Here is a 25055-nt window from a genome sequence, read left to right as displayed (position 1 = left end):
CAATGAAGAAATCTATCAAAATAGATGCGCTATTGATCGTTTTAGTTTTTATGAGTTGTAAAACAAAAAACGAAGACATAACAAGAAAAACAGAAAAACCCAATGTGATTTTAGTGATCACAGACGATCAAGGCTATGGTGATATTGGAGCACATGGAAATAAAATTATTAAAACTCCAAACATTGATGATTTTTATAATGAAAGTTATCACCTAACAGATTTCCATGTTAATCCTACGTGTGCTCCAACCCGTTCTGGTTTAATGACTGGTCGATTTGCAAATAGTACTGGTGTTTGGCATACAGTAGGAGGTAGGTCTTTACTAAGAGAAGACGAAAAAACAGTCGCGGATATGTTTACAGAAAATGGATATGTAACAGGCGCTTTTGGTAAATGGCACATGGGTGATAATTATCCTTTTAGAGCTCATGACCGTGGTTTTCAAGAAACCGTTATGCATTATGGTGGTGGCGTACAACAAACACCAGATTATTGGGGTAACGACTATTTTGATGACACCTATTTTAAAAATGGAAAACCGATTAAGTATAGAGGGTATTGTACCGATGTGTTTTTCGAGGAGGCTATTAAGTTTATTCAAACGAATAAAGAAGCACCATTTTTTTGTTACATTTCAACGAATGCACCACATGGTCCCTATAATGTTCCTGTGGACTATTATAATATGTATAAAGACTTAAGTAATGATCTTTTAGCAGATACACAAAAACGTTTTTATGGGATGATTACTAACGTTGATGATAATTTTGGAAAACTAAGAAGTACTTTGAACGAATTAAATATTGCCGATAATACGATTTTAATTTTCATGACCGATAATGGTACATCATCAGGGTATTATAATAAAAATGGAAAGATTACAGGTTTTAATGCAGGTATGAGAGGTACCAAAGGCAGCGAGTATGAAGGAGGACACAGGGTCCCATTTTTTATTCATTGGAAAAATGGAAATATTAATGTATCTAAAGATATTAATGAATTAACAGCTCAAATAGATATTTTGCCAACATTAGCAGAGTTATGCGATTTAAAGTTGCCTAAAGGGCATTTAGAAATCCATGGGCAAAGCTTAGTTTCAATGCTAAAGGGTACTGAGAGTTTAAATGATAGAATGTTAATTACAGATTCGCAACGTTTGGAGGTTCCGAAAAAATGGAAAAATGCTTCAGTGATGCAAAATAAATGGCGATTAATTAATGGAGCAGAACTTTATAATTTAGAGCAGGATAAAGGACAAGCGAATGATATTGCTTCTCAATATCCAGAAAGGGTAGAAGCAATGCGCAATTTTTATGAAGAATGGTGGACACGTATCTCTGGTAAATTTGATGAACAGATCTTCTTTAAAATTGGAATTGAGGAAGAAACTCCTGTAACCTTAACAGCCCATGATGTGCATTCTGCTAAAGAAGATTACCCTTGGAATCAAATTCAAATTAGAAAAGGAAATGTAGGATCTGGTTATTGGAGTATCGATGTAAAACATGAAGGCTATTATGAGATTTCTTTAAGAAGGTACCCTATAGAGTCAGATTTATTGATAAATACAACAGCACCAAAAGTAACCACAGAAGAACTTCCTGGATTGCAGTTTGATATTCCCGAAGGAGCTAACCTAAATTTCACTAACGCATCCATTAAGATAGGAAGCAATATGAGTGAACATGTGAAGGTTTCAGGTACTGATAAATCGGCAGATTTTAAAGTGCATTTAAAATCAGGGAAAACAAAGTTAATAGCTAGTTTTACGAATTCGGAAGGAGAAGAAAATATAGCTTATTATACCTATGTCAAAAAATTATAAAATTAAGAGTTATGATGTTTAAAAGTTTTATTTTATTTCATTGAGGTCGAAATTTAAAAGTGTTTTAGAAATAGCGTTCAAGTCATTAAAATTTCCTGAGAAATGATATACTCTGTGAAAATGCTTGATAGTTTCATTAGGTTGAAGCTCTCTCATCGCAGAAGTAGACTCTAATTCAAAAAAACTAATGTCATTTGTAGCCGAAAAATCCATAGTCCCGTTATTGTAAATAGGAATAACTTCTCCATCATAAGGGGCTTTTTGGATAGAAACATCCGAATTAAAAAAAAGACTATCATTTGTTTTTTGATATTGAATAATAGTTAATCGTTTTTTGTCTTTAGAGTAGCATCCATAGATTTCTGGGGCAAATTTATGAGGAACTCCAATCTTGCTCCTGTATTTACCATCTGTTTTGTAAAGAAGGGTTTTTCCTTTTGTATATAATCGATTAGTGTTTAAAGGCCCCAAGTATTTATATATGTTGGTCATGGAACCATTATTTTTAAGAGGGATAATAACAGACGTGTTATCACTACCTTCAAACATACCAGCACTCCATATAGATGCTAACCCTGTTTCTTTTTTCCAGCCAATAGAATCTATATTTTTAAGGGTATGAGAACTATTGTAAGCAACAAAATCAATAGAAGCGTTTAATTTAAATTTTAAGTTTTCTTCAATCCTTTTTTTGTCTAAAATGGAGATATGTCGTTTAAGGTTTAACTTTAAAGTAGTCCCTTGAAAATTAGTAAGCTCCATAGTGTTTTCTAACCACACTTGTGTATCTGTTTTAGATATTTCATTAAAAGTTTTGTTTTCTAAAGCACTGGGAACTTGCCAATTTTCTTCATTTAATGGTTTGATTTGTTGAAAGTAAAAAGAAAACTGGCCGCCTAAAGGACCTATCCAGATTCTGTCTTCACCTCCAATACCTTTTCCATTCAGATTTTGTTTATTTATGGCACCCCTGTTAAGCCATCCATTACTGGAGCCATTTATACCACTGTGCGTACTTGTAATAATTTTACCTTGATATTGCGGACAAATTATAAGTCTGGCCTTGCCTTTATTTTCTGTTAATTCTATATAATCGGTATGGGTTTTTATTAGCTCTAAATCATTTTTATAACTATAATTACTGGTTTTATTACAACCAATAATTAGAAACATAACTAGTAATAGTTTTATTATTCTAAGATTTAAAGTAAATAGCATTTTGTATATTGTTTTCTTGTCAAACTCCAAATAGTATCTCATCAATATAAAAACGAATAAACTTCCGAAGTCCGCACAAAATCAATCAAAAATGAATTCTTTTTTAATACAGCCAATTAAGGCATCAAGGTTTCTGTTCTGTAAGCCTAAAAGAATCTATAGCATGAAAATCTGATCTTGCTGCAATTTCAACAGTATATGCTTTTGCTTCATTAAAAGTAACATAGATTTGATGTGCGTTACTGTCTGATGTGCTAGTCGTTATAGACCATTTATCAACATCATTCATATATATTTTAAAGAAACCGTTACCGTTTTCACCAGCTGGATTTGGTGACTTTCCAGAACCTTTAGGGTATAGAATACTACCTCCGACTCGTTCTGCGAAGAAGTCATCTGCATCTGGGAATTTTAACCAGCTGTCATTATGCTCTGCCCAAGGATCTACATCTGCTTTTTTTGCTATATAAGATCGCCATTGAAAAAGATAAGTACCTGCTTTTGGGACATCGATAGTATAAGTTAATTTACCAACTTCACCTATGTTGCCTTTCCAGGTTTGTCCAGGTCCTTCCCAAACAATATATCCTTCTCCTGTATAATCAGCAATAGTGGTGCGTTTTTTCCAATCTTCTGTTAAGGTCACAACAGAAGCATCCACTTCAATGACTTTTGCAATGAATTCTTCACACTCACATGTGTCCGCATTTAAAATAAAATTACCATCACATGTTTTAGTACAAACTTCCTTTTCACATTCACAGGAATCAGTATTAAGCACAAAGCCTTTATCACAAGTTTTGGTGCAAACTTCTGTTTTTGGATCAGATTCAGAATCATCACTACTCGAACATGATATAAATATAAAAAGTACAGATAAAATAGTTAATGCCGATACTGTTTTTAATGTTTTCATTTTTTTAATTTTGATTTGAGGTGTAACAATAAAATAACTGCTATTAAAGCATTAAATATGTTAGATATCTAAAAATAAAATTAAGAAAAAACTGGCATTATAAAAACATCATTTGATTAAAATGAAGGAGCATATGGTTTTTAAAGAATATAAAAGAAGGATGATTAACTCCCTATTAATTGATTTATCTCAAGCTGTGTTTTTTTAAGAGCATTGATGATGGTATCAATATTGGTGTCTTCTTCTAGGCTAGAAGAAAAAATTGAAATAGCTAAAACAGCTTTTATGCTAGAGTTTTTAGATCCAAGAGGAACGGCGATATCTGTAACACCACCAGTTAGCTTACTTTTCGAAGATCTGTAACCATCTTTTTCTATGTTTTCAATAATAGAAAGAAGGTTCTCTTTTTGCTCATTGTTCCAGGTTTTAAAATGGTTATCTCTCGATAAAATAGCAAGTCTTTTTTCTTTTGAAAACATAGACAGTAGCGTTCCTCCAGATGTTGTCATAGATAGAGGGAAATGCGTTCCTTCTTCAATCGATAACGATACAGGACTAGGACTTCTCATTTGATAAATAACCAGTAATTGATCATTATTAATGATACTTAAATGACAAGATTGTCTTGTGGTTTCAGATAAGTGTTGCATGGGGAGACTGGCGACACGTTTCAATTCATCAAAAGGGGTGTGCGTATGAGACAGATTATACATTTTTAAAGATAACCTGTATTTGCCTGCGTTAGACCCTCTTATTAAATAACCTCTTTCCTCCAGACATATAAGCATTCTGTATATTTCACTGGGAGTCCTGTCAATACCCTGAGCAATTTCAACCTGAGTTAAAGGGATACCCTCTTGAGATAAATATTCAATGATATCAAGACCCTTGTCTAATGCAGGCGCGTTATATTTTGTTGAGGTTGTTTTGGTCATTTAAAACTATATTGAATGCAATATTAATAAAAACTATTTGATTCTTGTTTTTTTCATATATAAAATATATTTTCGCATATAAAATATGTGAAAATATTTAAAACTAAACAATTATGGCAAATCCGATATTAGGTACCTTAATCCATGCAGTTGGAGGTGTTGCAGCTTCTACGTGTTACGTTCCTTTTCAAAAAGTAAAAAAATGGTCATGGGATTCCTATTGGATTGTCCAAGCATCTTTTGCATGGTTTATTTTTCCTTTTTTAATAGGGTTTTTAACAGTTCCTAATTTATTGGATGTTTTTAGTGAATCACCAACAGATGTTTTGGTAAATGCCACTTTATTGGGAGCTATTTATGGCTTTGGAGGGATGTGTTTTGGTTTTGCTATTAGGCATATAGGATATTCGTTGACTTATACCATATCTATTGGTATTTCAGCAATATTAGGAACTATTGTGCCTTTAACATTGGAAGGTGCTTTATTTAAAAAGTTTAATGAACCGGGTGGGGCTATTATCTTTTTAGGAATGTTTGTGGCACTTATCGGGATTGTTATTTGCGGTTTAGCAGGTTATAGAAAAGAAAAAGATTTAAAAGCAAATAATGCCAATAAAGGAGACGCTATAACCTTTAATATGAAAAAAGGATTGACACTAACTTTAATTGCTGGTATTTTGTCTGCAGTTTTTGGTATATCACTTACAGTAGGAGCGCCTGTAGCAGAAATAGCAGGAGAGTATGGTGCTGGTAATTTTGAAGGAAATGCTAATTTAATATTGTCTACAGGAGGTGCATTTATTACGAACTTTATTTGGTTTACAATAGCGGGTTTAAGAAATGGTACATTAAAAGAAATTGTTGATGTTAAAGGGGTAGGTAAAAAGTATTTTACTCTTAACCTTGGAATGTCCATTTTAAGTGGTGCTTTATGGTACGGACAGTTTTTCTTTTACGGAATAGGACATGTTCAAATGGGAGATTATGGCTATGCAAGTTGGGTAATCCACATGTCTATGTTGATCTTCTTTAGCTACATTGTTGGTATTATTATGAAAGAATGGGTTCAAGTGACTAAAAAAACAAATATGATATTATTAATAGCCTTAGGAGTGTTGATTATTTCATTTGTAATAATGGCATACGGAACAGTCTTAGGAGAGCAACTAGTAGTACATTAAAATATAAGAATGAGTACAAAAAGAATACAATTAAAAGGAATAACATGGAACCATAGTAGAGGTTTTACATCTATGGTAGCCACAGCACAGCGTTTTTCAGAATTAAACCCAAATGTAGATATTACATGGGAAAAGAGGTCGTTACAAGCTTTTGCAGATGAGCCTATAAACGAGCTGGCAAAACGATATGATCTGCTTATTATTGATCATCCTTGGGCTGGCTTTGCAGGTAAAAATAATGTGATTTTACCTTTAGATAAGTATTTACCTAAAGCATTTATGGACGATTTAGCAGAAAACACAGTAGGGCGTTCTCATGAAAGTTACTCATCAAACGGTCATCAGTGGGCATTAGCTGTTGATGCCGCCACACCTGTTGCAGCAAGCAGACCAGATATTCTTGCAGAAAAAGGATTTAAACTTCCAGAAACATATGACGATTTATTAGCTTTAGCTAAAGCAGGTTTAGTTATCATGCCAGGAATTCCACAAGACACATTAATGAATTTTTATATGATGTGTTGTAATTTAGGTGAAGAGGTTTGTACTTCCAAAAATCATGTAGTAAGTGAAGAAATTGGAGTAAAAGCATTGCAGTTATTACGCGCATTGGCAGTAGAAATGGATCCGCAAATTTACGATTGGAATCCAATTCAAATATATGAAGCCATGACACTTACCGATAAATACGCGTATTGCCCTTGGGCTTACGGATACACAAACTATAGTAGAAATGGCTATGCACGAAAGTTACTGCATTTTCATGATATGGTAGATATAGAAGGTTTTGGTAAAGCTATTTCTACTTTGGGAGGTACAGGATTAGCTGTTTCTGCTAAAGCAAAAGAATTAGAAACGATAATGAAGTATGTGGAGTATGTGGGTTCTGAAGCTTGTCAAAAAACAGTGTTTTTCGACGGCGGTGGTCAACCTGGACACAGAAAAGCTTGGACAGATGAATATACTAATAGTCTAACGGCTAATTTCTTTAAGAATACCTTACCAGCTTTAGATCGCGCTTTTTTACGCCCACGTTATAACGGACATATGTATTTTCAAGATAGAGCAGGCGTCCCGATTAGAGGTTATTTAATGAATGGAGGTGATGAGAAAAGCCTTCTTGTAGGATTGAATGAATTATATAAAAAATCATTAGAGATTTAATATGAAGCCATTAGAAGGTATTTTGGTACTTGAGTTTTGTCAGTTTATGGCAGGACCATCCGCTGGATTAAGACTAGCAGATTTAGGAGCCAGAGTGATAAAGATTGAAAGACCTGTTCATGGTGAAGGTGGTAGACAAATAGCTATTAAGAATTTATTTGTTGATGATAGTAGTTTGGTTTTTCATACCGTAAATAGAAATAAAGAATCTTATGCAGCCAATTTAAAAGATGCAGATGATTTAAATCGTGTGAAAAAGTTAATTGAGCAAGCGGATGTGATGACCCACAATTTCCGTCCTGGTGTGATGGAAAAAATAGGGTTAGACTATAAAACGGTACAGGAAATTAACCCCCAACTCGTTTATGCAACCGTTACAGGATATGGAACAGAAGGACCTTGGGCTAAAAAACCAGGTCAGGATTTATTAGTACAGTGCATGTCCGGTTTAGTTAATTTAACTGGAAATAAAAATGACGAACCCGTTCCTATGGGCTTGGCTACTGCCGACCTTATTACAGGAACACATTTGGTTCATGGGATCTTAGCAGCAATTATAAAAAGAGGAAAAACAAACAAAGGATCTTTAGTAGAAGTTAGTTTGTTGGAATCTATGTTAGATTTTCAGTTTGAAGTTATTACTACGTATTTAAACGATGGAAATCAATTACCAAAAAAGGCAGAACAAGGATCTGCACATGCTTACCTAGGAGCACCTTATGGTGTTTATAAAACCAAAGATGGCTATATCTCATTAGCAATGGGGTCTTTAATAAACCTTGCTAAGCTTTTGGAGTGTACAGAACTAGAATCTTATACAGATTCAAAATCATGGTTTGAACAGCGTGATGACATTATGAATATCCTTAGAGATGTTCTTATTAAAAAGAATACAAATGAATGGTTGGAAATTTTAGATGCTAGTGGTATTTGGTGTTCAGATGTTTACGATTATAAAACATTGCTCAATCATGAAGCTTATAAGGTTTTGGGAATGGATCAAAAGTTACAATTAAATTCGGGCGAAGAAGTGCATACAACACGATGTCCTATTCGTTTAGATAACGAACGTATCTATGCTTCTAAACCTGCGCCTGGGGTAGGCGAGAATACTGAAGCTATTATAAATGAATTCAACCTGTAAAATTTAAAGCTATGTCAGAAAATACACCTATAGAACAACATAAAGACATTCCTGTTTACAATACAGAAGAATGGATGTATGAAGACTTTAAAATTGGACAAAAAGACCGTTCCATTAGAAGAACAATTTCAGAAGGAGAAGCTATGCTTTTCAATGGTTTGGTACTTGATATGCATCCCTATGTTGGTGATCAGGTTTTTGCCGAAGAAGATGGGCTGTTCGGAAAACGTTTGGTCGCGGGAGCCATGGTTTTTAGTTTAGGATTGGGACTTATGGCCAATAACAATGTCAATACTTTCAGCTATGGTTATGATAAGCTTCGATTCATTAAACCCGTGTTTATAGATGATACAATTTATACTGTGCGAACCCATTTAAATAAAATTCCGAAATATAATGAAATGGGGCTAATAACGGTGAGTTACGAAGTCTATAAGCATCCTGGGGAATTAGTGTTGTATTGCGAGCATTTGCAAACAGTCAAATATCGGAATCCTGAAAATTTTAAAAAGTAGTTATTAAAATGAAACCATTAGAAGATATATTGATTGTAGATTTAAGTCAGTTTTTATCGGCTCCATCAGCTACATTAAGATTAGCGGATTTAGGAGCTAGAGTGATAAAAGTTGAACGCCCGGAAACAGGAGATATTTGTAGACAGTTATATGTTTCTAACGTTATTTTAAATGGGGAGTCATCTGTTTTTAGAGCTATTAATAGAAATAAAGAAAGTTTTCAAGCCGATTTAAAAAATGATGTTGATAAGCAGCGTGTTTTAAAATTAATTGAAAAAGCCGATGTATTGGTACATAATTTTAGACCAGGTGTTATAGAGCGTTTAGGGTTTGATTATGAAACGATTCAGAAAATAAATCCATCCATTGTTTATGGTAGTATTTCTGGATATGGAAATGAAGGTCCTTGGAAATTGAAACCAGGTCAGGATTTATTAGTCCAGTCTTTATCAGGTTTAACCTGGTTAAGTGGCAATGCAGGAAATGGGCCAGTACCAATGGGGTTAGCTATTGTTGATATTTTATCTGGATCGCATTTAGCACAGGGTATTTTAGCAGCACTGGTTAAAAAGGCTAAAACAGGTAAAGGAACAAAAGTTTCTGTGAGTATGTTGGAGTCTATTTTAGATTTTCAATTTGAAACGATTACGACCTATTACCACGATGGCGGACAACCAACAGAGCGTACAGTAAGTAATAATGCACATGCCTATTTAGGAGCACCATACGGTGTTTATGAAACTAGTAATGGGTATTTGGCTTTAGCTATGGGAGCAATTCCTTTTTTAGGAGAATTATTAGGCTGTGACACACTTAAGAATTATCCGGAAGTAGCTAGTTGGTTTACACAACGAGACGAAATAAAAGAAATTTTAGCAACACATTTAAAAACCGATACCACTGAAAAATGGTTATCAATTTTAGAACCAGCAGATATTTGGTGTGCTAGTGTTATGGATTGGGATACACTTTTTGATCACGATGGATTTAAAGTGTTGGATATGATTCAAAAAGTTACGATGGGAGATGGTTTTGAGTATGAAACGACACGTTGTCCGATTAAAATTGATGGACAATTATTGAAATCATCATTAGGATCTCCGTCTTTAGGAGAACATACAAATGCCATTATAAACGAATTAATTACTAACTAATGGCGCAAAATAAATTTAGAATCGCTGTCCGAAAATTTGATGCATTTGAATCTGCTATAGATAAAATCTGGGCTTCTTTTTGCAAAGAAACAGGTTGTAATCTAGAGTTAGAAGCAGTGCCATTAGATTTACATCCGTTATATGATACTATTTTAAAAGAAAATGGATTGGCTAATGGTACATGGGACGTATCTTTAATAAACACAGATTGGATTGCTGAAGCGTATGCTACCAATGCCATTGAGGATTTAACACCACATATTAATGAAAATGCTCCTAGTGGTTTTCCTAATGGCTGGTCAAGATCTCTGTTATATAAACAAGAATTTGATAATAAAATAGTTGGACTTCCATTTCACGACGGACCAGAATGTTTGATTTATAGAAAAGATTTGTTCGAATCTGATGAAGAAGGTGTTAATTTTTACAAAGCTTATGGTAAACCATTAGAGATTCCAAAAACATGGGATGATTTAATGCAAGTAGCAGAGTTCTTTAACAGACCGGAAGATAATTTATATGGGACTACTTTTGCTGCGTTTCCAGACGGACACAATACGGTTTTCGATTTTTGCTTACAATTATGGACTCGTAATGGGGAATTATTTGATACTAACAAAAAAATCAAATTAAATTCAGAAGAAGCTATTGAAGGTATGGTGTTTTATAGAAAGGCACTTCAAAATTTAAATGCCATACACCCGGAATCAAGAGATTTTGACTCTGTAAAATCGGGGATGGCTTTTGCTAATGGTAATTTAGCAATGATGGTGAACTGGTTTGGTTTTGCTTCCATGTGTGAGTTTTTAAAAGATTCAAAAGTTAAAGGAAAAGTAGATATTACAAATGTTCCTGCTGGACCAAACGGAAAAGGAACATCTTTAAACGCATATTGGATGTATGTTATTGGAAGTGGTAGCCAACACAAAGATTTAGCATACCAGTTTATTAAGTATGCGGTAAACGAAGAAAATGATAAATTACTAACTTTAGAAGGTGCTATTGGTTGTCGCAAATCTACCTGGTATGATGCAGATGTGAATAAAGAAGTACCTTATTATCATAAATTAGAAGCATTACATAAAAAAACGCGATCGCTTCCAAGAAAAAGCAATTGGTCTGAAATAGCCAATATTATCGATCAGTTGGTGTTAGATGTTATAAATACTTCAAAAGATATTAAGTTAATTTTAGACAATGCTCAAAAAGAAGTAGATAGTATGGAAAAATAATTAATTATAAAACATCCATAACTAAAAATCGATGTTTAAGTACTATGATTTGACCATTGAAAAAATAAAGACATACATATGAAATTAGTTTACAAACCAGAATTACCAAAAGAAAAGCGCCCAATTTATATTATTGGAGCAGGAGGGATTGTGCGTGATGCACATTTACCAGCATATAGAAATGTGGGTTTTGTGGTTGAAGGCATTACAAACAGAACAAAACAAAGAGCTGATGATTTAGCTGAAGCATTTAACATTCCTAATGTTTATAATAGTGTAGAGGACATGGTAGCCGCAGCACCAGAAAATGCCGTTTTCGACCTGACATTAATGCCAAATCAATTTATAGCTACTTTAGAATCATTGCCAGATGAATCGGCAGTATTGATTCAAAAGCCAATGGGTGATAATTATAAGCAGACTTTAGAGATTTTAGAAGTTTGCAGAAGAAAAAAATTGAAAGCAGCTATTAATTGCCAAATGCGTTTTGCTCCATATGTTATGGCAGCAAAATATTTAATAGAGCAAGGGTTAATAGGAGAATTATACGATTTTGAAGTTCGTCTAACAACTTACACCCCATGGGAATATTTTCCAAATGTAGTGAATCATCCACGTTTAGAAATTCAACAACATAGTATTCATTATATCGATTTGATTCGTTCGTTTTTAGGAAATCCAAAAAAGGTGTATTCAAAAACGTTGAGAAACCCAGGAAAACCTATGTCCTCAACACGAACTACAACCATTATGGATTATAATGATGCCATGCGGGCTATCATTAATACCAATCATGATCACAATTTCGGAGAGAAAAATCAGGAAAGTTTTGTGAAATGGGAAGGAACAAAAGGTGCTATTAAAGCTAGAATAGGATTGCTATTGGATTATCCCAATGGAAAACCAGATTTATTTCAATATTGTATAGTTAAAGAAGGAGAAGATCCAAAATGGGTAGAGGTTCCGCTAGAAGGATCTTGGTTTCCAGATGCTTTTGTTGGAACGATGGCGTCTTTAATGCGTTATGTTGAAGGATCTACCAACGAGCTTCTAACCAGTGTTGAAGACGTGGTGCATTCTATGGCAATAGTTGAGTCTGCATATGAATCTAATAATGATGGAGGTGTTACTCCAAACTACAATATTTAAACATTTTGTGTGTTCGAGTGATTTTCGACAAAGGAGAAAATGGTATCATCGAGAACAACAAAAAAATATAGAAGAATAAAATGAAAGCAACAGTTTATGAAGGAAGTAAAACCTTCAATGTAATCGAAAAAGAAATCGAACAACCAGCAGTAGGCGAAGTTAGAATTAAAGTGGCATATGTAGGTGTTTGTGGAACAGATGTACATATTTACCATGGTATGATGGATAAGCGCGTCAATATTCCTGAAACTATTGGTCATGAAATGTCAGGTATTATTGATGCACTTGGAGAAGGTGTAACGGGCTATAAAGTTGGAGATAAAGTAGTTGTTCGTCCTTTAGATGATAGAAAAGTGAAACCTTCAGATAAAGGATTTAACCACATTTGTGAAGAGTTAAAGTTTATAGGAATTGATAGTCCGGGAGCCATGCAAGAATATTGGAACGTTCCCGCGTTTACATTACATAAACTAAATGACAACACCGATTTAAAATTAGCCGCTTTAATTGAGCCGCTTTCAGTAGCTACACACGATGTTCGCTTAAGCGGATTGGTGGCTGGAGAAACAGCTGTTGTTTTAGGTGGAGGACCAATTGGTTTATTAGTAGCGATGGTTGCTAAAGAAGTTGGTGCTAATGTTATTATTTCTGAGGTAAATGAAACGCGCATTGCCAAAGCAAAAGAAATGGGATTAAATGCTGTAAACCCAATGCATATTGATTTGGTTCAATATGTAAGAGAACAAACAGAGGGCAGATTGGCAGATGTTGTTTTTGAAGTTGCCGGTGTACAACCTGCTTTAGATATTATGACAGAAATAGCAGGTATTAGAGGTCGAATTTTAATGGTAGCTATTCATGGGCAAAAGAAAGAAGTTGACCTGTTTAAGTTCTTTTGGAAAGAATTAAAATTAATCGGTGCTCGTGTTTATGAAAAAGAAGATTATGAAAAATCAATAGCCTTAATCACAGCAAATGAGTTACCATTTGAAGATATGATTACCGATGTACAACCATTAAGTAAGGTTCAACAAGTTTTTGAAAATATAGATAACAACCCTGATGGCATGAAGGTGCTGATGGATTGCCAATTATAATTAAAATAAAGCATTGAATTCGTGATTTATATTTAGGAGTAATTTTATATAAATGCTATGGAAAAATACAATGTAATGACAATGCTTATAAGTTTGACAATGAATTTTCATTTAGGAAACATATTCGTTTGGTAGAGGAAGATATAATAATGAACTCATCTTGACTTTTTGTTTTTAACCGAAAATGAGATAAAATTTGTTCAGATGAGGCATTTTTTGCATGGCATAGCAGTGCTAAGCATAAAAAAAGTAACAAAATATGGGCGAATTTTAGCCATTTTTTAGGAAATAGAAAAAGTCAAGATGAGTTCAATAGCAAAAACATTAAAATAACTAGTAAAAAATTATATAATGAGTATTTTGAATAAATTTAGTTTAGAAGGGAAAACGGCCTTAGTAACAGGCTGCAAAAGAGGTATAGGTAAAGCGATGGCTATAGGTTTGGCAGAAGCAGGCGCTAATATCATTGGAGTGTCAGCTTCATTAGAATTAGAAGGTAGTGATGTTGAAAAAGCAGTGCAAGCAATAGGAAAAAGTTTTAAAGCCTACCAATGTGACTTTTCAGATAGGAAAGCCTTATATGTTTTTATTGCAGAGGCTAAAAAAGATAATCCAACCATAGATATTTTAGTTAATAATGCAGGAACCATTTTAAGAGCCCCAGCAGCAGAACATTCAGATGAATTGTGGGATAAAGTCATTGAGGTAAACCAAAATGCTCAGTTCATTTTAACCAGAGAGTTTGGTAAAGACATGGTCGCTAGAGGTTCTGGGAAAGTTATATTTACAGCGTCGTTACTTACGTTCCAAGGAGGAATTACAGTTCCAGGATATGCTGCAAGTAAAGGTGCTATTGGTCAGTTAACCATGGCTTTTTCTAACGAATGGGCTGGCAAAGGTGTTAATGTAAATGCAATTGCACCAGGCTATATTTCAACAGATAATACAGAAGCATTAAGAAATGACCCAGTAAGAGCAGAATCTATTTTATCTCGTATTCCAGCAGGAAGGTGGGGAGAAGCCACAGATTTTGCTGGACCAACAGTATTTTTAGCTTCAGAAGCTGCGGCTTACATGAATGGATCTGTTGTACTTGTTGACGGTGGATGGATGGGTAGATAATTTACATCATAAAAAATATTAACCATGCATATTTTATCAAGATTTTATGAGGACTACGAATTAGGTAGTAAAAGAGAAACTTTAGGAAGGACAATAACAGAAACTGATTTTGTTGTTCATGCTGGTCATACAGGTGATTATTTTCCACATCATATGGATGCCGAATGGTGCAAAACGCAACCTTTTAAACAACGTATTGCTCATGGTACATTAACATTTAGCGTAGGTATAGGTATGACAGCAACAGAGATTAACCCAGAGGCTTTTTCTAAAGGTTATGATAGATTACGTTTTATAAAACCTGTATATATTGGAGATACCATTCGAGTGGTAGTGACTATTAGTGAAAAGAAAAAATCTAAACGCCCTGAATTGGGACATGTCAACGAGCATGTTGAAATATTTAATCAACGAGATGAGTTAGTTTTAGTTTGCGACCATATTCTGTTAGCTAAAAAAAAAGAGTTTGAAGCTTGAATTTTTATTTTTAAGGTCATACTCTAACAAAGAAGGAATAATGCCTATAGTTTAGAAGTAGCATTAAAAAACAATGTCTTCTTCAGGACGGGACACATTTAAAAGTAAATGAGGCTGTCTGAAAAGTGGTTAATCTTGTCATTCAGAGCAACGCGAAGAATCTTATTTCACTCATAATCAGAGTCATATATTTTAAAGAGATTCTTCATTCCATTCAGAATGACACTTTTTAGACAGCTTCTTGATTAAACTCCAAAAGAGTTTATAGTTTTGACTATCGTCTTCTATGGCTTCTCTTTTAAATAATTCTGCTTTGAAAATATTTGAACTGCTGTATTTCCTTTAACAATACTTACGATCTTAGAAACTGAATACTTAGGAGGTATTGAACAAACTAAGCGGATGTGATCCGGTTGAACTGATATTTCTTCGATCACTACATCATACCAGCTGCATACCTGTTCTATTCTTGATTCAACTATATTTCCCTAATTTTTCCCTCTAAAATACGAAACCTATACTTAGGGATCCAAACTATATGGTAGGTACAACTATAAAGGCAATGTGTTAATTTCCTGTATTTTGGCATAAACCAAAGTTATAAAAATCGGTAAAACCAAAAGGGAGGATTTCCACCAAAGGTTGAAGTTTTCCTAATTTTCAATAAAAAGGCGTTCATTTTTTAATCTGCTTAGGATTTGTATTAGGTTGTGCACCATCTAGCAGGTCGAAACATCAATTGCGTTGCCAAATAAAGAGGCGATTTCTATTTCCTTCTTCCCACGTAACTAGAAAGCACTATTCTTAAAAATACGCTTAAATATGATAAAGAAGTTTGTTTTTATTAATTAATATTGTAACATTGTATTTTGTATACAAAATACAATGTTATGATTCAACATGCGAATATCAGTGAGCCAATATACTTAAGACTTAAGGAGATGATTCTTAACGGAGAGCTCAAACAAGGCGAAAAAATAGTACAAGAAAAAATAGCAGACATGCTTGGTGTGAGTAGAACACCGTTAATGAAGGCTTTATTAGCATTAGAGAATGAATACCTAGTAGAGAGCATACCAAGAAGAGGTATGTACATACGCTCATGGGATAAAAAAGAGATTATCGATATTTATATATGCAGGGAAGCAATTGAGGGGATGGCTGCACGTTTACTAGCCCAATCAAAGGATGAGAACATTATAAAACAACTTAGGGATTGTTTTAGTCCTTTTTTAAATAGTAAAGAGATTAACCTTGATGCTTATACAGAAGCAGATGAAGTATTTCATTCATTACTAATTAAGCTTACTGGAAACGCGCCATTAGATAAAATATATTTTTTTGGAAATATCCATGAAAAAGTGATTGGTCATGGGTTAATAAGGCCACCTGAAGAAACATTGAATGAACACTTTAAAATTATTAAAGCTATAGAAAAAGGTGATGCTGATGCGGCTGAACAATTTGCCAGAGAACATATTAAAAAATCTAGAGAACTATTATTTGATCAATAAAAATTAAAAAAGTGAAAAATTACAATATTGCAGTAGTGCCAGGAGATGGTATAGGAAATGAAATAGTACCGGAAGGGTATAGAGTTTTGGAGGCAGTAGCTAAGAAACATAATTTTAATATTACTTCGGAAATATTTGATTGGGGAGCAGGTTATTATTTAAAACATGGAACATTTTTGCCAGAAGACGGTTTAAATACGCTTAAAGCGTTTGATGCTGTTTATTTTGGATCTGTTGGTTTACCAGAGGTTGATGATACCCTTCCTGCTAAAGATTATACATTTAAAGTACGTACACATTTTGACCAGTATGTAAATTACAGGCCAGTAAGAACATATACTGGTGTACAACGCCCATTAAGAACAGATAAGCATATAGATTTTGTAATCGTTAGGGAAAATACAGAAGGTGAATTTGTACAGGTAGGTAGTCAATACCTTCCGGATTCTGAAAATGGTATGGGAATAGACACCAGTATTTTTACAAGAAAAGGTATTGAGCGTATAGCACATTATGCGTTTAAATTGGCCAGAAAGCGGAGAAATAAAGTAACTCACATAACAAAATCCAATACACTAATTAATAGTTTGTCATATTGGGACCGTGTTATAAAAGAGGTTGCAACTCAATATCCAGATGTGGAACATGACCAGATGTATATTGATAATTCTACGGCAAGTTTTGTTTTAAAACCAGAAATATTTGATGTGGTATTAACTACCAACCTTTTTGGAGATATCTTAAGTGATTTGGGTGGAGCCGTTATGGGGAGTTTAGGCCTTGGTGGTAGTGGTAATATTAATCCAGAAAAAGACTTTCCGTCTATGTTTGAACCTATTCATGGCTCGGCACCTGATATTGCTGGTCAGAATATAGCAAACCCATATGGACAAATATGGTCTGCAGCAATTATGTTAGAGCATTTAGGAGAAGTCGAAGCAGCCAATAATATCATGCAAGCCATAGATAAAAGTACTTCAGAAGGAGTCCTTACTAAAGACTTGGGAGGAGAAGCAAGTACTACGAATGTAGCAGATGCCGTAATTAAAAATTTATAAAATAATGCGTCCTATTGTTGATCTTACATTAACGTACACCAATGATTTTATCGGGTTTTCAAAAGAAATAAGTAAAACTATTGATGCAGATGGATGGAATGCCAGTACACTTACATTTTATTCACATTGCGGTACTCATATGGATGCTCCCATTCATTTTAATGTAAGTAAACAAACTATAGACCACATTCCGGTAACAGACTTTGTTGGAAGAGCTTGGGTTGTAGATGTAAGACATATAGGTTCTAAAGGCTTAATAAATCCAGAACATATTCCTCAGAAAATAAAAGATGAATTTGTGGCTGGTGATAGCCTTATTTTTTGGACAGATTGGTCTCAATATGCAAATACTCCGAAATATAGAGACGAGTTGCCTAGAATAAGTAAAGATCTTGCCCTGTGGTGTGTTAGTAAAAAGGTGAAAATGATTGGTGTGGAGCCGCCTTCGGTAGCAGATGTGAATAATTTAGATGAGGTTACTAAAATTCATCAAATCTTATTACAGGGAGTAGTCATTATAGAAGGGCTTACAAATATAGATGCCTTACAAACCAATTGTGTTGAGTTGATAGCCTTACCTTTAAAAATAGGAGATGGGGATGGCGCACCAGCGCGAGTGATAGCCATTGAGAAATATTTATGAGCTTTTCATTATCGCACATATTAAAACAACTACCATTAGAAGATACTTCTAATTACAGACGTTTAAATAAAGTTCTTTTTAAAGAATTGAACAGAACATGTATTGTTATTGATGATGACCCAACAGGAAATCAAACAGTATATGATATACCACTTTTAACATCGTGGGATTTGGAAACTTTGATTGATGAATTTAAAAAAGAAACACCAGTATTCTTTTTACTAACTAATTCAAGAAGTTTATCGCAAAAAAAATCATCTGAGGTTTATCAAGAAATTTCAAGAAACATTTTAGAAGCATCAAAGCTTATAAATAGGGCGTTTACCATTATTAGTAGAAGTGATTCTACATTGAGAGGCCATTTTTCGGAAATTGATGTCATAAAAAATACTTTGAATTTTAATGATGCTATTACCGTTTTTATTCCTGTGATGTTTGAAGGGAATCGTGTCACGGTAAATGATGTGCATTACATTTCTGATGGAGATGATCTACTTCCGGTTAACGAAACACCGTTTTCCCAAGATCATACCTTTGCATACTCTAAAGCAAACTTAAAAGAATGGATTGAAGAGAAGACCTCTGGAAAAATAAGTGCTTCAGATGTTTTTTCATTACCAATAAAAACTGTTAGAAGTAAAAATACAGCATGGCTTAGTGAGCAAATCAAGGCTTTGAAATCTGGAACCTTTTGTATATCAAATGCATTAAATTATTATGATCTAGATAAAATAACACAAGCTTTATTATTAGCTGAAAAATCTAATAAAAGAATTGTATATCGTACTTCAAGTTCGTTTGTGCCTTCTTATATAGGATTAGAGCCAAAGCCATTATTAACTTCAGAAAAAATTATTAATTCAGATGGTCAAACAGGAGGTTTAACCATAGTGGGATCTTATGTTTCTAAATCTTCTGAACAACTTAATTATACTCTAAATTATTACAATGAAAATGACATTATTGAAGTCAATGTTGAAACCATATTAAAAGAAGATGCAGATTTATATTTAGCATCTATTATTACAAAAATAGATGAAAGTATAGCTAGAGGGAATGATGTTATTGTTTATACAAGTAGAAAATTAATTACAGGAAAAAATGCTGATTCCAACATAGATATTGCATCCAAAGTATCTGATGCTTTAGTTGCTTTGGTTAAAGGTATTGGCGTATACCCAAAATATATATTAGCTAAAGGGGGTATTACATCACATGATTTGGCATTAAAAGGTTTAGGAATGAAACGCTCAAAGGTTTTAGGGCAAATAGAACCAGGGGTTCCCGTTTGGGAAATGGGCAAAGAAACAAAATTTCCAAAATTATTATATATCGTATTTCCTGGTAATGTAGGTAACAAGAAATCACTTTTAACAATAACTCAAAAACTATCTTGATATGAGCAAGTCAATACCATCCAGAAGATATGGATTTTTCGCAGGTTCTTTTTTAATTACCCTGTTATTGTATATAGATCGTGTCTGTATTTCATCAGCCAAAGATTCTATTAGTGGGGATTTAAATCTTACCGATATCCAAATGGGATGGGTTTTAAGTGCTTTTGCACTAGGATATGCTTTGTTTCAAGTGCCTGGAGGCGCATTAGGAGATAAATACGGAGTGCGTAGAGTTATGACATCTATTATGGTATTGTGGTCTATATTTACAGCGTTAACCGGAGCAGCCTGGAACTATATATCGATACTTGCATTTAGATTTATTTTTGGAGCAGGGGAAGCAGGTGCATTTCCTAATATTTCAAGAGCAGCATTTTCATGGGTGCCATTAAAAGAGCGTGGTATTTTTCAAGGGATAAACTTTTCAGGATCAAGATTAGGAGCTGCTTTTGCACTGCCCTTGGTTGCTTATTTGATAGATGCTTGGGGGTGGCGAGTCATTTTTTATTTTTTCGGAGCTATAGGAATTATATGTTCAGTAGTATTCTATTTTTTATTTAGAAATAAACCGGAAGAACATAAAGCAATATCAGATGAAGAGAAAGCATATATCTTAGAAAATCGGCAACAAGAGAATAAAACAACAAAAAAAGTACTCCCATTAAGTCGTATTCTAGGCTCTAAAAATGTGATTCTGGCAATGATTCAATATATAGGAAGTAATTTTATTTTCTTTTTTATGCTAACCTGGTTGTTTCCTTATATCAAAGCAAAATATAACCTAAACCTTGTTACAACTGGATTTTATGCTATGTTACCTTTACTCGCTGGTGCGGTAGGTAATTGGGTGTCTGGTTACACTGTTGATGCTATTTATAAAAAGGGAAAATGGAAATTATCCAGACAAATACCAGCTATAATAGGTTTTTCTTTAGTTGTTATAGGAATTCTTACAAGTTTATATATGAAAACTGCCTTAGGTGCCGTTTTATGTTTATCGGTTGCCATTTTTGGAGCTGATATGACATTGAGCCCCTCTTGGTCGTTTTGCATGGACATTGGAAAAGAAAATTCCGGAAAAGTTTCTGGAATGATGAATATGGCTGGTAACCTAGGATCTTTTTCTACAGCATTGGCATTTCCTTATTTAATGGCTTGGACAGGCTCTAACGAGCCATTCTTCTTTATCGCTGCATTTTTAGGAGTGATAGCTATCGTTTGTTGGTTATTTATGGATTCTGCTAAAGAAATACGTTATGAAAAATAAATTAAAAGGCGTTGCCATTGGCGCGGGATATTTTAGTAAGTTTCAATATGAAGCTTGGACCCGTATTCCTGAGGTTGAAATGGTGGCACTTTGTAATTCTAATTTAGAAAGAGCAGTAGGTATTATGAACGCCTATGGCATTAAAAAACATTATGCCGATTATAAAGAAATGATCATAAAAGAAAGACCTGATTTTATAGACATTATTACACCACCAGAGACACATCTTGAAATGTGTAGGTTTGCTGCAGATCATGGGGTACATATTATTTGTCAAAAACCACTTGCCCCAACTTTTGCTGAGGCTAAGCAAATAGTAAATTATGCACTAAAAAAGGGAGTGCACTTTGTGGTTCATGAAAATTTTAGATACCAACCATGGCACAGAGAAATAAAAAAAATCATTGATCACGGTGAGATTGGAGATCTATTCAGCTTAAATTTTAGATCACGTATGGGTGACGGATGGGGAGAAGATGCTTATTTATCAAGACAACCTTATTTTAGAGATTATGAGAGATTACTTATCTATGAAACAGGAGTACATTATATAGATACTTTTCGATATCATGTTGGAGAGATTGAAAGTGTTTATACAATACTTAAACGGTTGAATCCGGTTATAAAAGGAGAAGATTTAGGGTTAATGATTCTTAATTTTAAAAATAATGCGCATGCCATTTGGGATGCAAATAGATATAATGAGAGTCATTTTAAAAATGCAAGATATACTTTTGGAGAGTATTTAATTGATGCTTCTAAGGGTAGTGTTAGATTATATCCCGATGGAAAAATCACCATTCAAAAATTAGGAGAAGCAGAGAAAAATCATCCATACGTACATAACAATGTAGGTTTTGCTGGAGATTGTTGTTATATTTTTCAAAGAGATTTTGTAGATAGTTTTCTTTCAACAGGTGTTTTTGAAACGAGTGGTGTAGATTATTTAAAAACATTAAAAGCACAAGATGCAGTGTATGAATCGGCTAAAATAAATAAACCCGTATTTGTTTAAACCTGCATAATTTTAATAATAAGTAATGCTATCAAGCATACATTAAATTCATTATAAAATGAAAAGAATATTTGTTTTAGTAGGTTTATCATTTTTATTTTTTAAACCTGTTTTTTCGCAAGAATCAAAGGTGTCCATTGAAGGCGAATTGAAAAAATGGCATAAAGTGACATTTAATTTTACAGGTAAAGAATTGGCTGAATATGGTGCAGAAAACCCATTTTTAGATTACCGTTTAAATGTCACGTTTAAAAATAAGAATAAGACCTACGTGGTTCCTGGGTTTTATGCCGCAGATGGTAACGCTGGTGAAACAAGTGCAGACAAAGGTAATGTCTGGCAAGTAAGGTTTACACCAGATGCCATTGGGAAATGGACGTATCATGTGTCTTTTAGAAAAGGAAAAGCTATTGCGATAAGTGACGACCCTAAAGCAGGAAAAGCAGTTCAATTTGATAATATAAGCGGCGATTTTTCAATCGAAGAATCAGATAAATCTGGTCGTGATTTTAGAGGTAAAGGCCGTTTAGTTTATACCGATACGGGATATCTTCAATTTCAAGAGACAAAAGATTATTTCCTTAAAGGTGGTGCCGATAGCCCCGAAAGTTTTTTAGCATATTATGAATTTGATCAAACGCCAGCATCACATAAATATGAACCACATGCCAGAGACTGGAAAGTTGGTGATCCAACCTGGAAAAATGGAAAAGGTAAAAACATAATAGGAGCCTTGAATTATTTGAGTTCAAAAGAGATGAATGCTGTTTACTTCCTTACTATGAATGTTCAGGGAGATGGCAAAGATGTTTGGCCATGGAATGATATTAACGAGCGTTATAGGTTCGATTGTAGTAAATTGGATCAATGGGAGATTGTTTTCGACCATATGGATGTCCTAGGTTTAATGCTTCATATTGTAACTCAGGAAACAGAAAATGAATTGTTATTAGACATAGGACAATTAGGAGTGCAACGAAAACTTTATTACAGAGAACTTATTGCACGCTTTTCTCATCATTTAGGAATAACTTGGAATTTAGGGGAAGAGAATGGGCCATTGCACTGGACACCTAAAGGTCAGGACGATAAAGACAGAAAGGCAATGGCAAAGTATATAAAAACTCACGATCCATATAAAAATATAGTTGTTTTGCATTCTCATGCTGATAGTGATGCGCAAGATTTATTTCTTGAGCCATTATTAGGCTATGAGTATTTAGATGGGCCATCCATGCAAACACATGATCCAAAAAAGGTGCATAACCGAATTATTAGATTTGTAGATGCTTCTAAAAAAGCAGAAAGACGATGGATTGTTTGTCAAGATGAAATAGGCCCAGCTGATACTGGAGCAAAACCAGATGCAGATGATCCTGAGCATAACGAGATAAGAGCTCAGGTTTTATGGGGTAATTTAATGGCTGGTGGAGCAGGAGTTGAATGGTATTTTGGATATAAGTATGCCCATAACGATTTAAAATGTGAAGACTGGCGTTCAAGAGACCTCTTATGGGATCAGACAAAACATGCTTTAGACTTTTTTCAAAGGCACGTGCCTTTTACGAAAATGCGTTCCGCAGATAATCTTACCGATAATCCTAATGATTATGTGTTTGCAGAAAATGGAAGTACTTATGTTGTTTACTTGCCAAAAGTTGCCGACACAAAAATCAATTTATACGGCTTTAATTATAAATTCAATGTGAAATGGTATAACCCAAGAACTGGAGGAAACTTGCAAAAAGGAAGCGTAAAAACGATAAAAGGAGGTGGCGTTGTTTCTATTGGATTACCTCCAAGTAAAGATAAAGATTGGGTAGCTTTAATCACTGCAACAAAAAAAATAGCTTCTACTACAAAGTATGATGAAGACAGTGTTATAACTTTAAAAGCATTATCCAATTTTGAAATCAACAAAGCTAGCGAAGCAGTTTATTATGTAGATCAAGGCAATGACGTATTGTCAATAGATGCATCTAACAAATCATTAAGGAACAAATTTGCAGGAGCAAGAACTATATTTAAAGGTAAAAGTGGGCTTTATAAAGGCGTTCTAACTGCGATGGCAGAAAACGATGGCGAATCTGTTTACAAAATAAAAATAAATGGAAACAATGTAAGCACATTAGTAAATCCTTCTACAAAATCTTCTTTTTCAACAGTAAAGCATAAGTTAGATTTATATCTTCATAAGAATGATGTTATAGAAATATTATCTAAAGCAGTAACTAACGGTAAAATACCAGAAAATGATGAAACAGCATGGTCTAGGGGTAGGTGGAGTTCTTTAATTTTAACGCCTGCTGGTCTAGAAGTGGTTAATAAGCTTAAAGAAGTAAAACCATTTTTGGAAAAAAATGGGTTCTTACAAGTAGAAGCAGAGAATTTCCACGATAAGACTAATAATGGGGTAAAATGTGAATGGTATATTAGATCTAACAATGATGATATTCCTTTTTCTGGAGATACTATAGAGAATCATTCAACAACAGCTAGTAAGGGTGCCTATATTGAAGCATTACCGGATACCAGAGTGACGCATGATGATGCACTTATAGCTGGAGAAAATTTCTTTCCAGTTCCAGGTACAGGAGGGATTGTTTCTTATAAAGTTAAAATTACAAACCCAGGAATATATTATGTTTGGGCATTGGCTTATTCTACAGGGACAGAAGATAATGGTTTACACGTTGGTGTTAATGACGAATGGCCAGAAAGTGGAGCTCGTATTCAATGGTGTGAAGGTAAAGACAGATGGACTTGGTCTTCAGCCCAACGTGTTCCGGAAAATCATTGTGGTACCCCGCAAACTATAACCCTTAATTTTGAAAAAGTAGGCGATTATGTTGTTTCATTCTCAATGCGTGAAGATGGTTTTGAGTTTGATAAATGGATACTGACTAAAGATAAAAGCTTTATACCTGAGTAGTTAGAAATTCCAATTTAAGTACCTTTTAAATAATATCAATCATATCTAAAAAGAGAGACTGTCTAAAAAGTGGTTAATCTTGTCATTCAGAGCAACGCG

Annotated in this window: 23 protein-coding genes; 18 read left to right on the top strand and 5 right to left on the bottom strand. The window is 34.1% G+C overall.

The window, feature by feature from the left end; translation table 11 throughout:
- Window positions 1-2: 2 nt before the first annotated feature.
- Complete coding sequence (locus EM932_RS10585; protein WP_135877158.1) at window positions 3-1826, top strand: arylsulfatase; 1824 nt, start codon at window positions 3-5, stop codon at window positions 1824-1826.
- Between the two features lie 27 nt (window positions 1827-1853).
- Here the strand turns inward: EM932_RS10585 and EM932_RS10580 are convergent, their stop codons facing one another.
- From EM932_RS10580 to EM932_RS10570, 3 genes are all read right to left on the bottom strand, one after another.
- Entirely contained in the window at window positions 1854-2999 is a 1146-nt protein-coding gene (locus EM932_RS10580) for a DUF6786 family protein (RefSeq protein WP_135877157.1), read from the bottom strand.
- A gap of 169 nt (window positions 3000-3168) precedes the next feature.
- The gene (locus EM932_RS10575; protein ID WP_135877156.1) at window positions 3169-3960 is read right to left on the bottom strand and encodes a hypothetical protein; all 792 of its coding nucleotides are present in this window, start codon (window positions 3958-3960) and stop codon (window positions 3169-3171) included.
- A 164-nt stretch (window positions 3961-4124) separates the two neighbouring features.
- Window positions 4125-4895 carry an IclR family transcriptional regulator gene (locus EM932_RS10570; protein WP_135877155.1) on the bottom strand — a complete coding sequence of 257 codons (771 nt, stop codon included), beginning with the start codon at window positions 4893-4895 and terminating at the stop codon, window positions 4125-4127.
- Window positions 4896-5008: 113 nt separating this feature from the next.
- Here EM932_RS10570 and EM932_RS10565 point away from each other — a divergent pair, with 113 nt between their 5' ends.
- From EM932_RS10565 to EM932_RS10520, 10 genes are all read left to right on the top strand, one after another.
- Complete coding sequence (locus tag EM932_RS10565) at window positions 5009-6076, top strand: L-rhamnose/proton symporter RhaT (protein WP_135877154.1); 1068 nt, start codon at window positions 5009-5011, stop codon at window positions 6074-6076.
- A 9-nt stretch (window positions 6077-6085) separates the two neighbouring features.
- Window positions 6086-7240, top strand: coding sequence for an ABC transporter substrate-binding protein (locus tag EM932_RS10560; RefSeq protein WP_135877153.1), 1155 nt, complete (start codon window positions 6086-6088; stop codon window positions 7238-7240).
- A gap of 1 nt (window position 7241) precedes the next feature.
- The gene (locus EM932_RS10555; RefSeq protein WP_135877152.1) at window positions 7242-8384 is read left to right on the top strand and encodes a CaiB/BaiF CoA transferase family protein; all 1143 of its coding nucleotides are present in this window, start codon (window positions 7242-7244) and stop codon (window positions 8382-8384) included.
- 11 nt (window positions 8385-8395) lie between these two features.
- Entirely contained in the window at window positions 8396-8899 is a 504-nt protein-coding gene (locus EM932_RS10550) for a MaoC family dehydratase (protein WP_135877151.1), read from the top strand.
- Between the two features lie 8 nt (window positions 8900-8907).
- The gene (locus EM932_RS10545; RefSeq protein ID WP_135877150.1) at window positions 8908-10053 is read left to right on the top strand and encodes a CaiB/BaiF CoA transferase family protein; all 1146 of its coding nucleotides are present in this window, start codon (window positions 8908-8910) and stop codon (window positions 10051-10053) included.
- On the top strand, window positions 10053-11285 hold the full coding sequence (locus EM932_RS10540; RefSeq protein WP_135877149.1) for an ABC transporter substrate-binding protein: 1233 nt from the start codon (window positions 10053-10055) through the stop codon (window positions 11283-11285). The genes EM932_RS10545 and EM932_RS10540 overlap by 1 nt, the downstream gene beginning before the upstream one ends.
- A gap of 78 nt (window positions 11286-11363) precedes the next feature.
- The gene (locus tag EM932_RS10535) at window positions 11364-12434 is read left to right on the top strand and encodes a Gfo/Idh/MocA family protein (protein ID WP_135877148.1); all 1071 of its coding nucleotides are present in this window, start codon (window positions 11364-11366) and stop codon (window positions 12432-12434) included.
- An 80-nt stretch (window positions 12435-12514) separates the two neighbouring features.
- A complete protein-coding gene (locus EM932_RS10530; RefSeq protein WP_135877147.1) occupies window positions 12515-13531 on the top strand; it encodes a zinc-dependent alcohol dehydrogenase in 1017 nt (338 codons plus the stop codon).
- 357 nt (window positions 13532-13888) lie between these two features.
- Entirely contained in the window at window positions 13889-14653 is a 765-nt protein-coding gene (locus EM932_RS10525) for an SDR family NAD(P)-dependent oxidoreductase (protein ID WP_211344279.1), read from the top strand.
- Window positions 14654-14677: 24 nt separating this feature from the next.
- Window positions 14678-15130 carry a MaoC family dehydratase gene (locus EM932_RS10520; protein ID WP_135877145.1) on the top strand — a complete coding sequence of 151 codons (453 nt, stop codon included), beginning with the start codon at window positions 14678-14680 and terminating at the stop codon, window positions 15128-15130.
- A gap of 284 nt (window positions 15131-15414) precedes the next feature.
- Here EM932_RS10520 and EM932_RS21425 read toward each other — a convergent pair whose 3' ends face one another.
- Window positions 15415-15597, bottom strand: coding sequence for a transposase (locus EM932_RS21425; protein WP_369074045.1), 183 nt, complete (start codon window positions 15595-15597; stop codon window positions 15415-15417).
- Between the two features lie 11 nt (window positions 15598-15608).
- Complete coding sequence (locus tag EM932_RS21420; RefSeq protein ID WP_135877144.1) at window positions 15609-15719, bottom strand: transposase; 111 nt, start codon at window positions 15717-15719, stop codon at window positions 15609-15611.
- A 301-nt stretch (window positions 15720-16020) separates the two neighbouring features.
- On the opposite strand from EM932_RS21420, the gene EM932_RS10505 reads away from it, so the two are divergent.
- From EM932_RS10505 to EM932_RS10475, 7 genes are read left to right on the top strand one after another with little or no spacing between them, the layout of a single operon-like run.
- Window positions 16021-16644: a GntR family transcriptional regulator gene (locus tag EM932_RS10505; RefSeq protein WP_135877143.1), complete on the top strand. Its 624-nt coding sequence runs from the start codon at window positions 16021-16023 to the stop codon at window positions 16642-16644.
- A gap of 11 nt (window positions 16645-16655) precedes the next feature.
- Window positions 16656-17702, top strand: a complete 1047-nt coding sequence (locus EM932_RS10500) for a tartrate dehydrogenase (protein ID WP_135877142.1) — start codon at window positions 16656-16658, stop codon at window positions 17700-17702.
- A gap of 4 nt (window positions 17703-17706) precedes the next feature.
- On the top strand, window positions 17707-18345 hold the full coding sequence (locus EM932_RS10495) for a cyclase family protein (RefSeq protein ID WP_135877141.1): 639 nt from the start codon (window positions 17707-17709) through the stop codon (window positions 18343-18345).
- Entirely contained in the window at window positions 18342-19742 is a 1401-nt protein-coding gene (locus EM932_RS10490; protein ID WP_135877140.1) for a four-carbon acid sugar kinase family protein, read from the top strand. Before EM932_RS10495 ends, EM932_RS10490 begins: the two co-directional genes overlap by 4 nt.
- A 1-nt stretch (window position 19743) precedes the next feature.
- Window positions 19744-21009: an MFS transporter gene (locus EM932_RS10485; protein WP_135877139.1), complete on the top strand. Its 1266-nt coding sequence runs from the start codon at window positions 19744-19746 to the stop codon at window positions 21007-21009.
- Window positions 20999-22024 carry a Gfo/Idh/MocA family protein gene (locus EM932_RS10480; protein ID WP_135877138.1) on the top strand — a complete coding sequence of 342 codons (1026 nt, stop codon included), beginning with the start codon at window positions 20999-21001 and terminating at the stop codon, window positions 22022-22024. Before EM932_RS10485 ends, EM932_RS10480 begins: the two co-directional genes overlap by 11 nt.
- 58 nt (window positions 22025-22082) lie before the next feature.
- The gene (locus EM932_RS10475; protein WP_135877137.1) at window positions 22083-24956 is read left to right on the top strand and encodes a DUF5060 domain-containing protein; all 2874 of its coding nucleotides are present in this window, start codon (window positions 22083-22085) and stop codon (window positions 24954-24956) included.
- Window positions 24957-25055 lie beyond the last annotated feature (99 nt).

This window comes from Flavivirga rizhaonensis (assembly GCF_004791695.1).
Taxonomy (GTDB): domain Bacteria; phylum Bacteroidota; class Bacteroidia; order Flavobacteriales; family Flavobacteriaceae; genus Flavivirga; species Flavivirga rizhaonensis.
The sequence above is the reverse complement of the archived record's forward strand: the minus strand, read 5'-3'. Positions and strand labels throughout refer to the sequence as shown.

Bases quoted from the DNA above. Each gene is read 5' to 3' on its own strand.
- EM932_RS10560 (WP_135877153.1), top strand. From the start codon at position 6,086: ATGAGTACAAAAAGAATACAATTAAAAGGAATAACATGGAACCATAGT.
- EM932_RS10535 (WP_135877148.1), top strand. From the start codon at position 11,364: ATGAAATTAGTTTACAAACCAGAATTACCAAAAGAAAAGCGCCCAATT.
- EM932_RS10545 (WP_135877150.1), top strand. From the start codon at position 8,908: ATGAAACCATTAGAAGATATATTGATTGTAGATTTAAGTCAGTTTTTA.
- EM932_RS10565 (WP_135877154.1), top strand. From the start codon at position 5,009: ATGGCAAATCCGATATTAGGTACCTTAATCCATGCAGTTGGAGGTGTT.
- EM932_RS10540 (WP_135877149.1), top strand. From the start codon at position 10,053: ATGGCGCAAAATAAATTTAGAATCGCTGTCCGAAAATTTGATGCATTT.
- EM932_RS10575 (WP_135877156.1), bottom strand. From the start codon at position 3,960: ATGAAAACATTAAAAACAGTATCGGCATTAACTATTTTATCTGTACTT.
- EM932_RS10585 (WP_135877158.1), top strand. From the start codon at position 3: ATGAAGAAATCTATCAAAATAGATGCGCTATTGATCGTTTTAGTTTTT.
- EM932_RS10490 (WP_135877140.1), top strand. From the start codon at position 18,342: ATGAGCTTTTCATTATCGCACATATTAAAACAACTACCATTAGAAGAT.
- EM932_RS10580 (WP_135877157.1), bottom strand. From the start codon at position 2,999: ATGTTTCTAATTATTGGTTGTAATAAAACCAGTAATTATAGTTATAAA.
- EM932_RS10475 (WP_135877137.1), top strand. From the start codon at position 22,083: ATGAAAAGAATATTTGTTTTAGTAGGTTTATCATTTTTATTTTTTAAA.
- EM932_RS10480 (WP_135877138.1), top strand. From the start codon at position 20,999: ATGAAAAATAAATTAAAAGGCGTTGCCATTGGCGCGGGATATTTTAGT.
- EM932_RS10555 (WP_135877152.1), top strand. From the start codon at position 7,242: ATGAAGCCATTAGAAGGTATTTTGGTACTTGAGTTTTGTCAGTTTATG.
- EM932_RS10505 (WP_135877143.1), top strand. From the start codon at position 16,021: ATGATTCAACATGCGAATATCAGTGAGCCAATATACTTAAGACTTAAG.
- EM932_RS10570 (WP_135877155.1), bottom strand. From the start codon at position 4,895: ATGACCAAAACAACCTCAACAAAATATAACGCGCCTGCATTAGACAAG.
- EM932_RS10530 (WP_135877147.1), top strand. From the start codon at position 12,515: ATGAAAGCAACAGTTTATGAAGGAAGTAAAACCTTCAATGTAATCGAA.
- EM932_RS10495 (WP_135877141.1), top strand. From the start codon at position 17,707: ATGCGTCCTATTGTTGATCTTACATTAACGTACACCAATGATTTTATC.
- EM932_RS10520 (WP_135877145.1), top strand. From the start codon at position 14,678: ATGCATATTTTATCAAGATTTTATGAGGACTACGAATTAGGTAGTAAA.
- EM932_RS21420 (WP_135877144.1), bottom strand. From the start codon at position 15,719: ATGCCAAAATACAGGAAATTAACACATTGCCTTTATAGTTGTACCTAC.
- EM932_RS10550 (WP_135877151.1), top strand. From the start codon at position 8,396: ATGTCAGAAAATACACCTATAGAACAACATAAAGACATTCCTGTTTAC.
- EM932_RS10485 (WP_135877139.1), top strand. From the start codon at position 19,744: ATGAGCAAGTCAATACCATCCAGAAGATATGGATTTTTCGCAGGTTCT.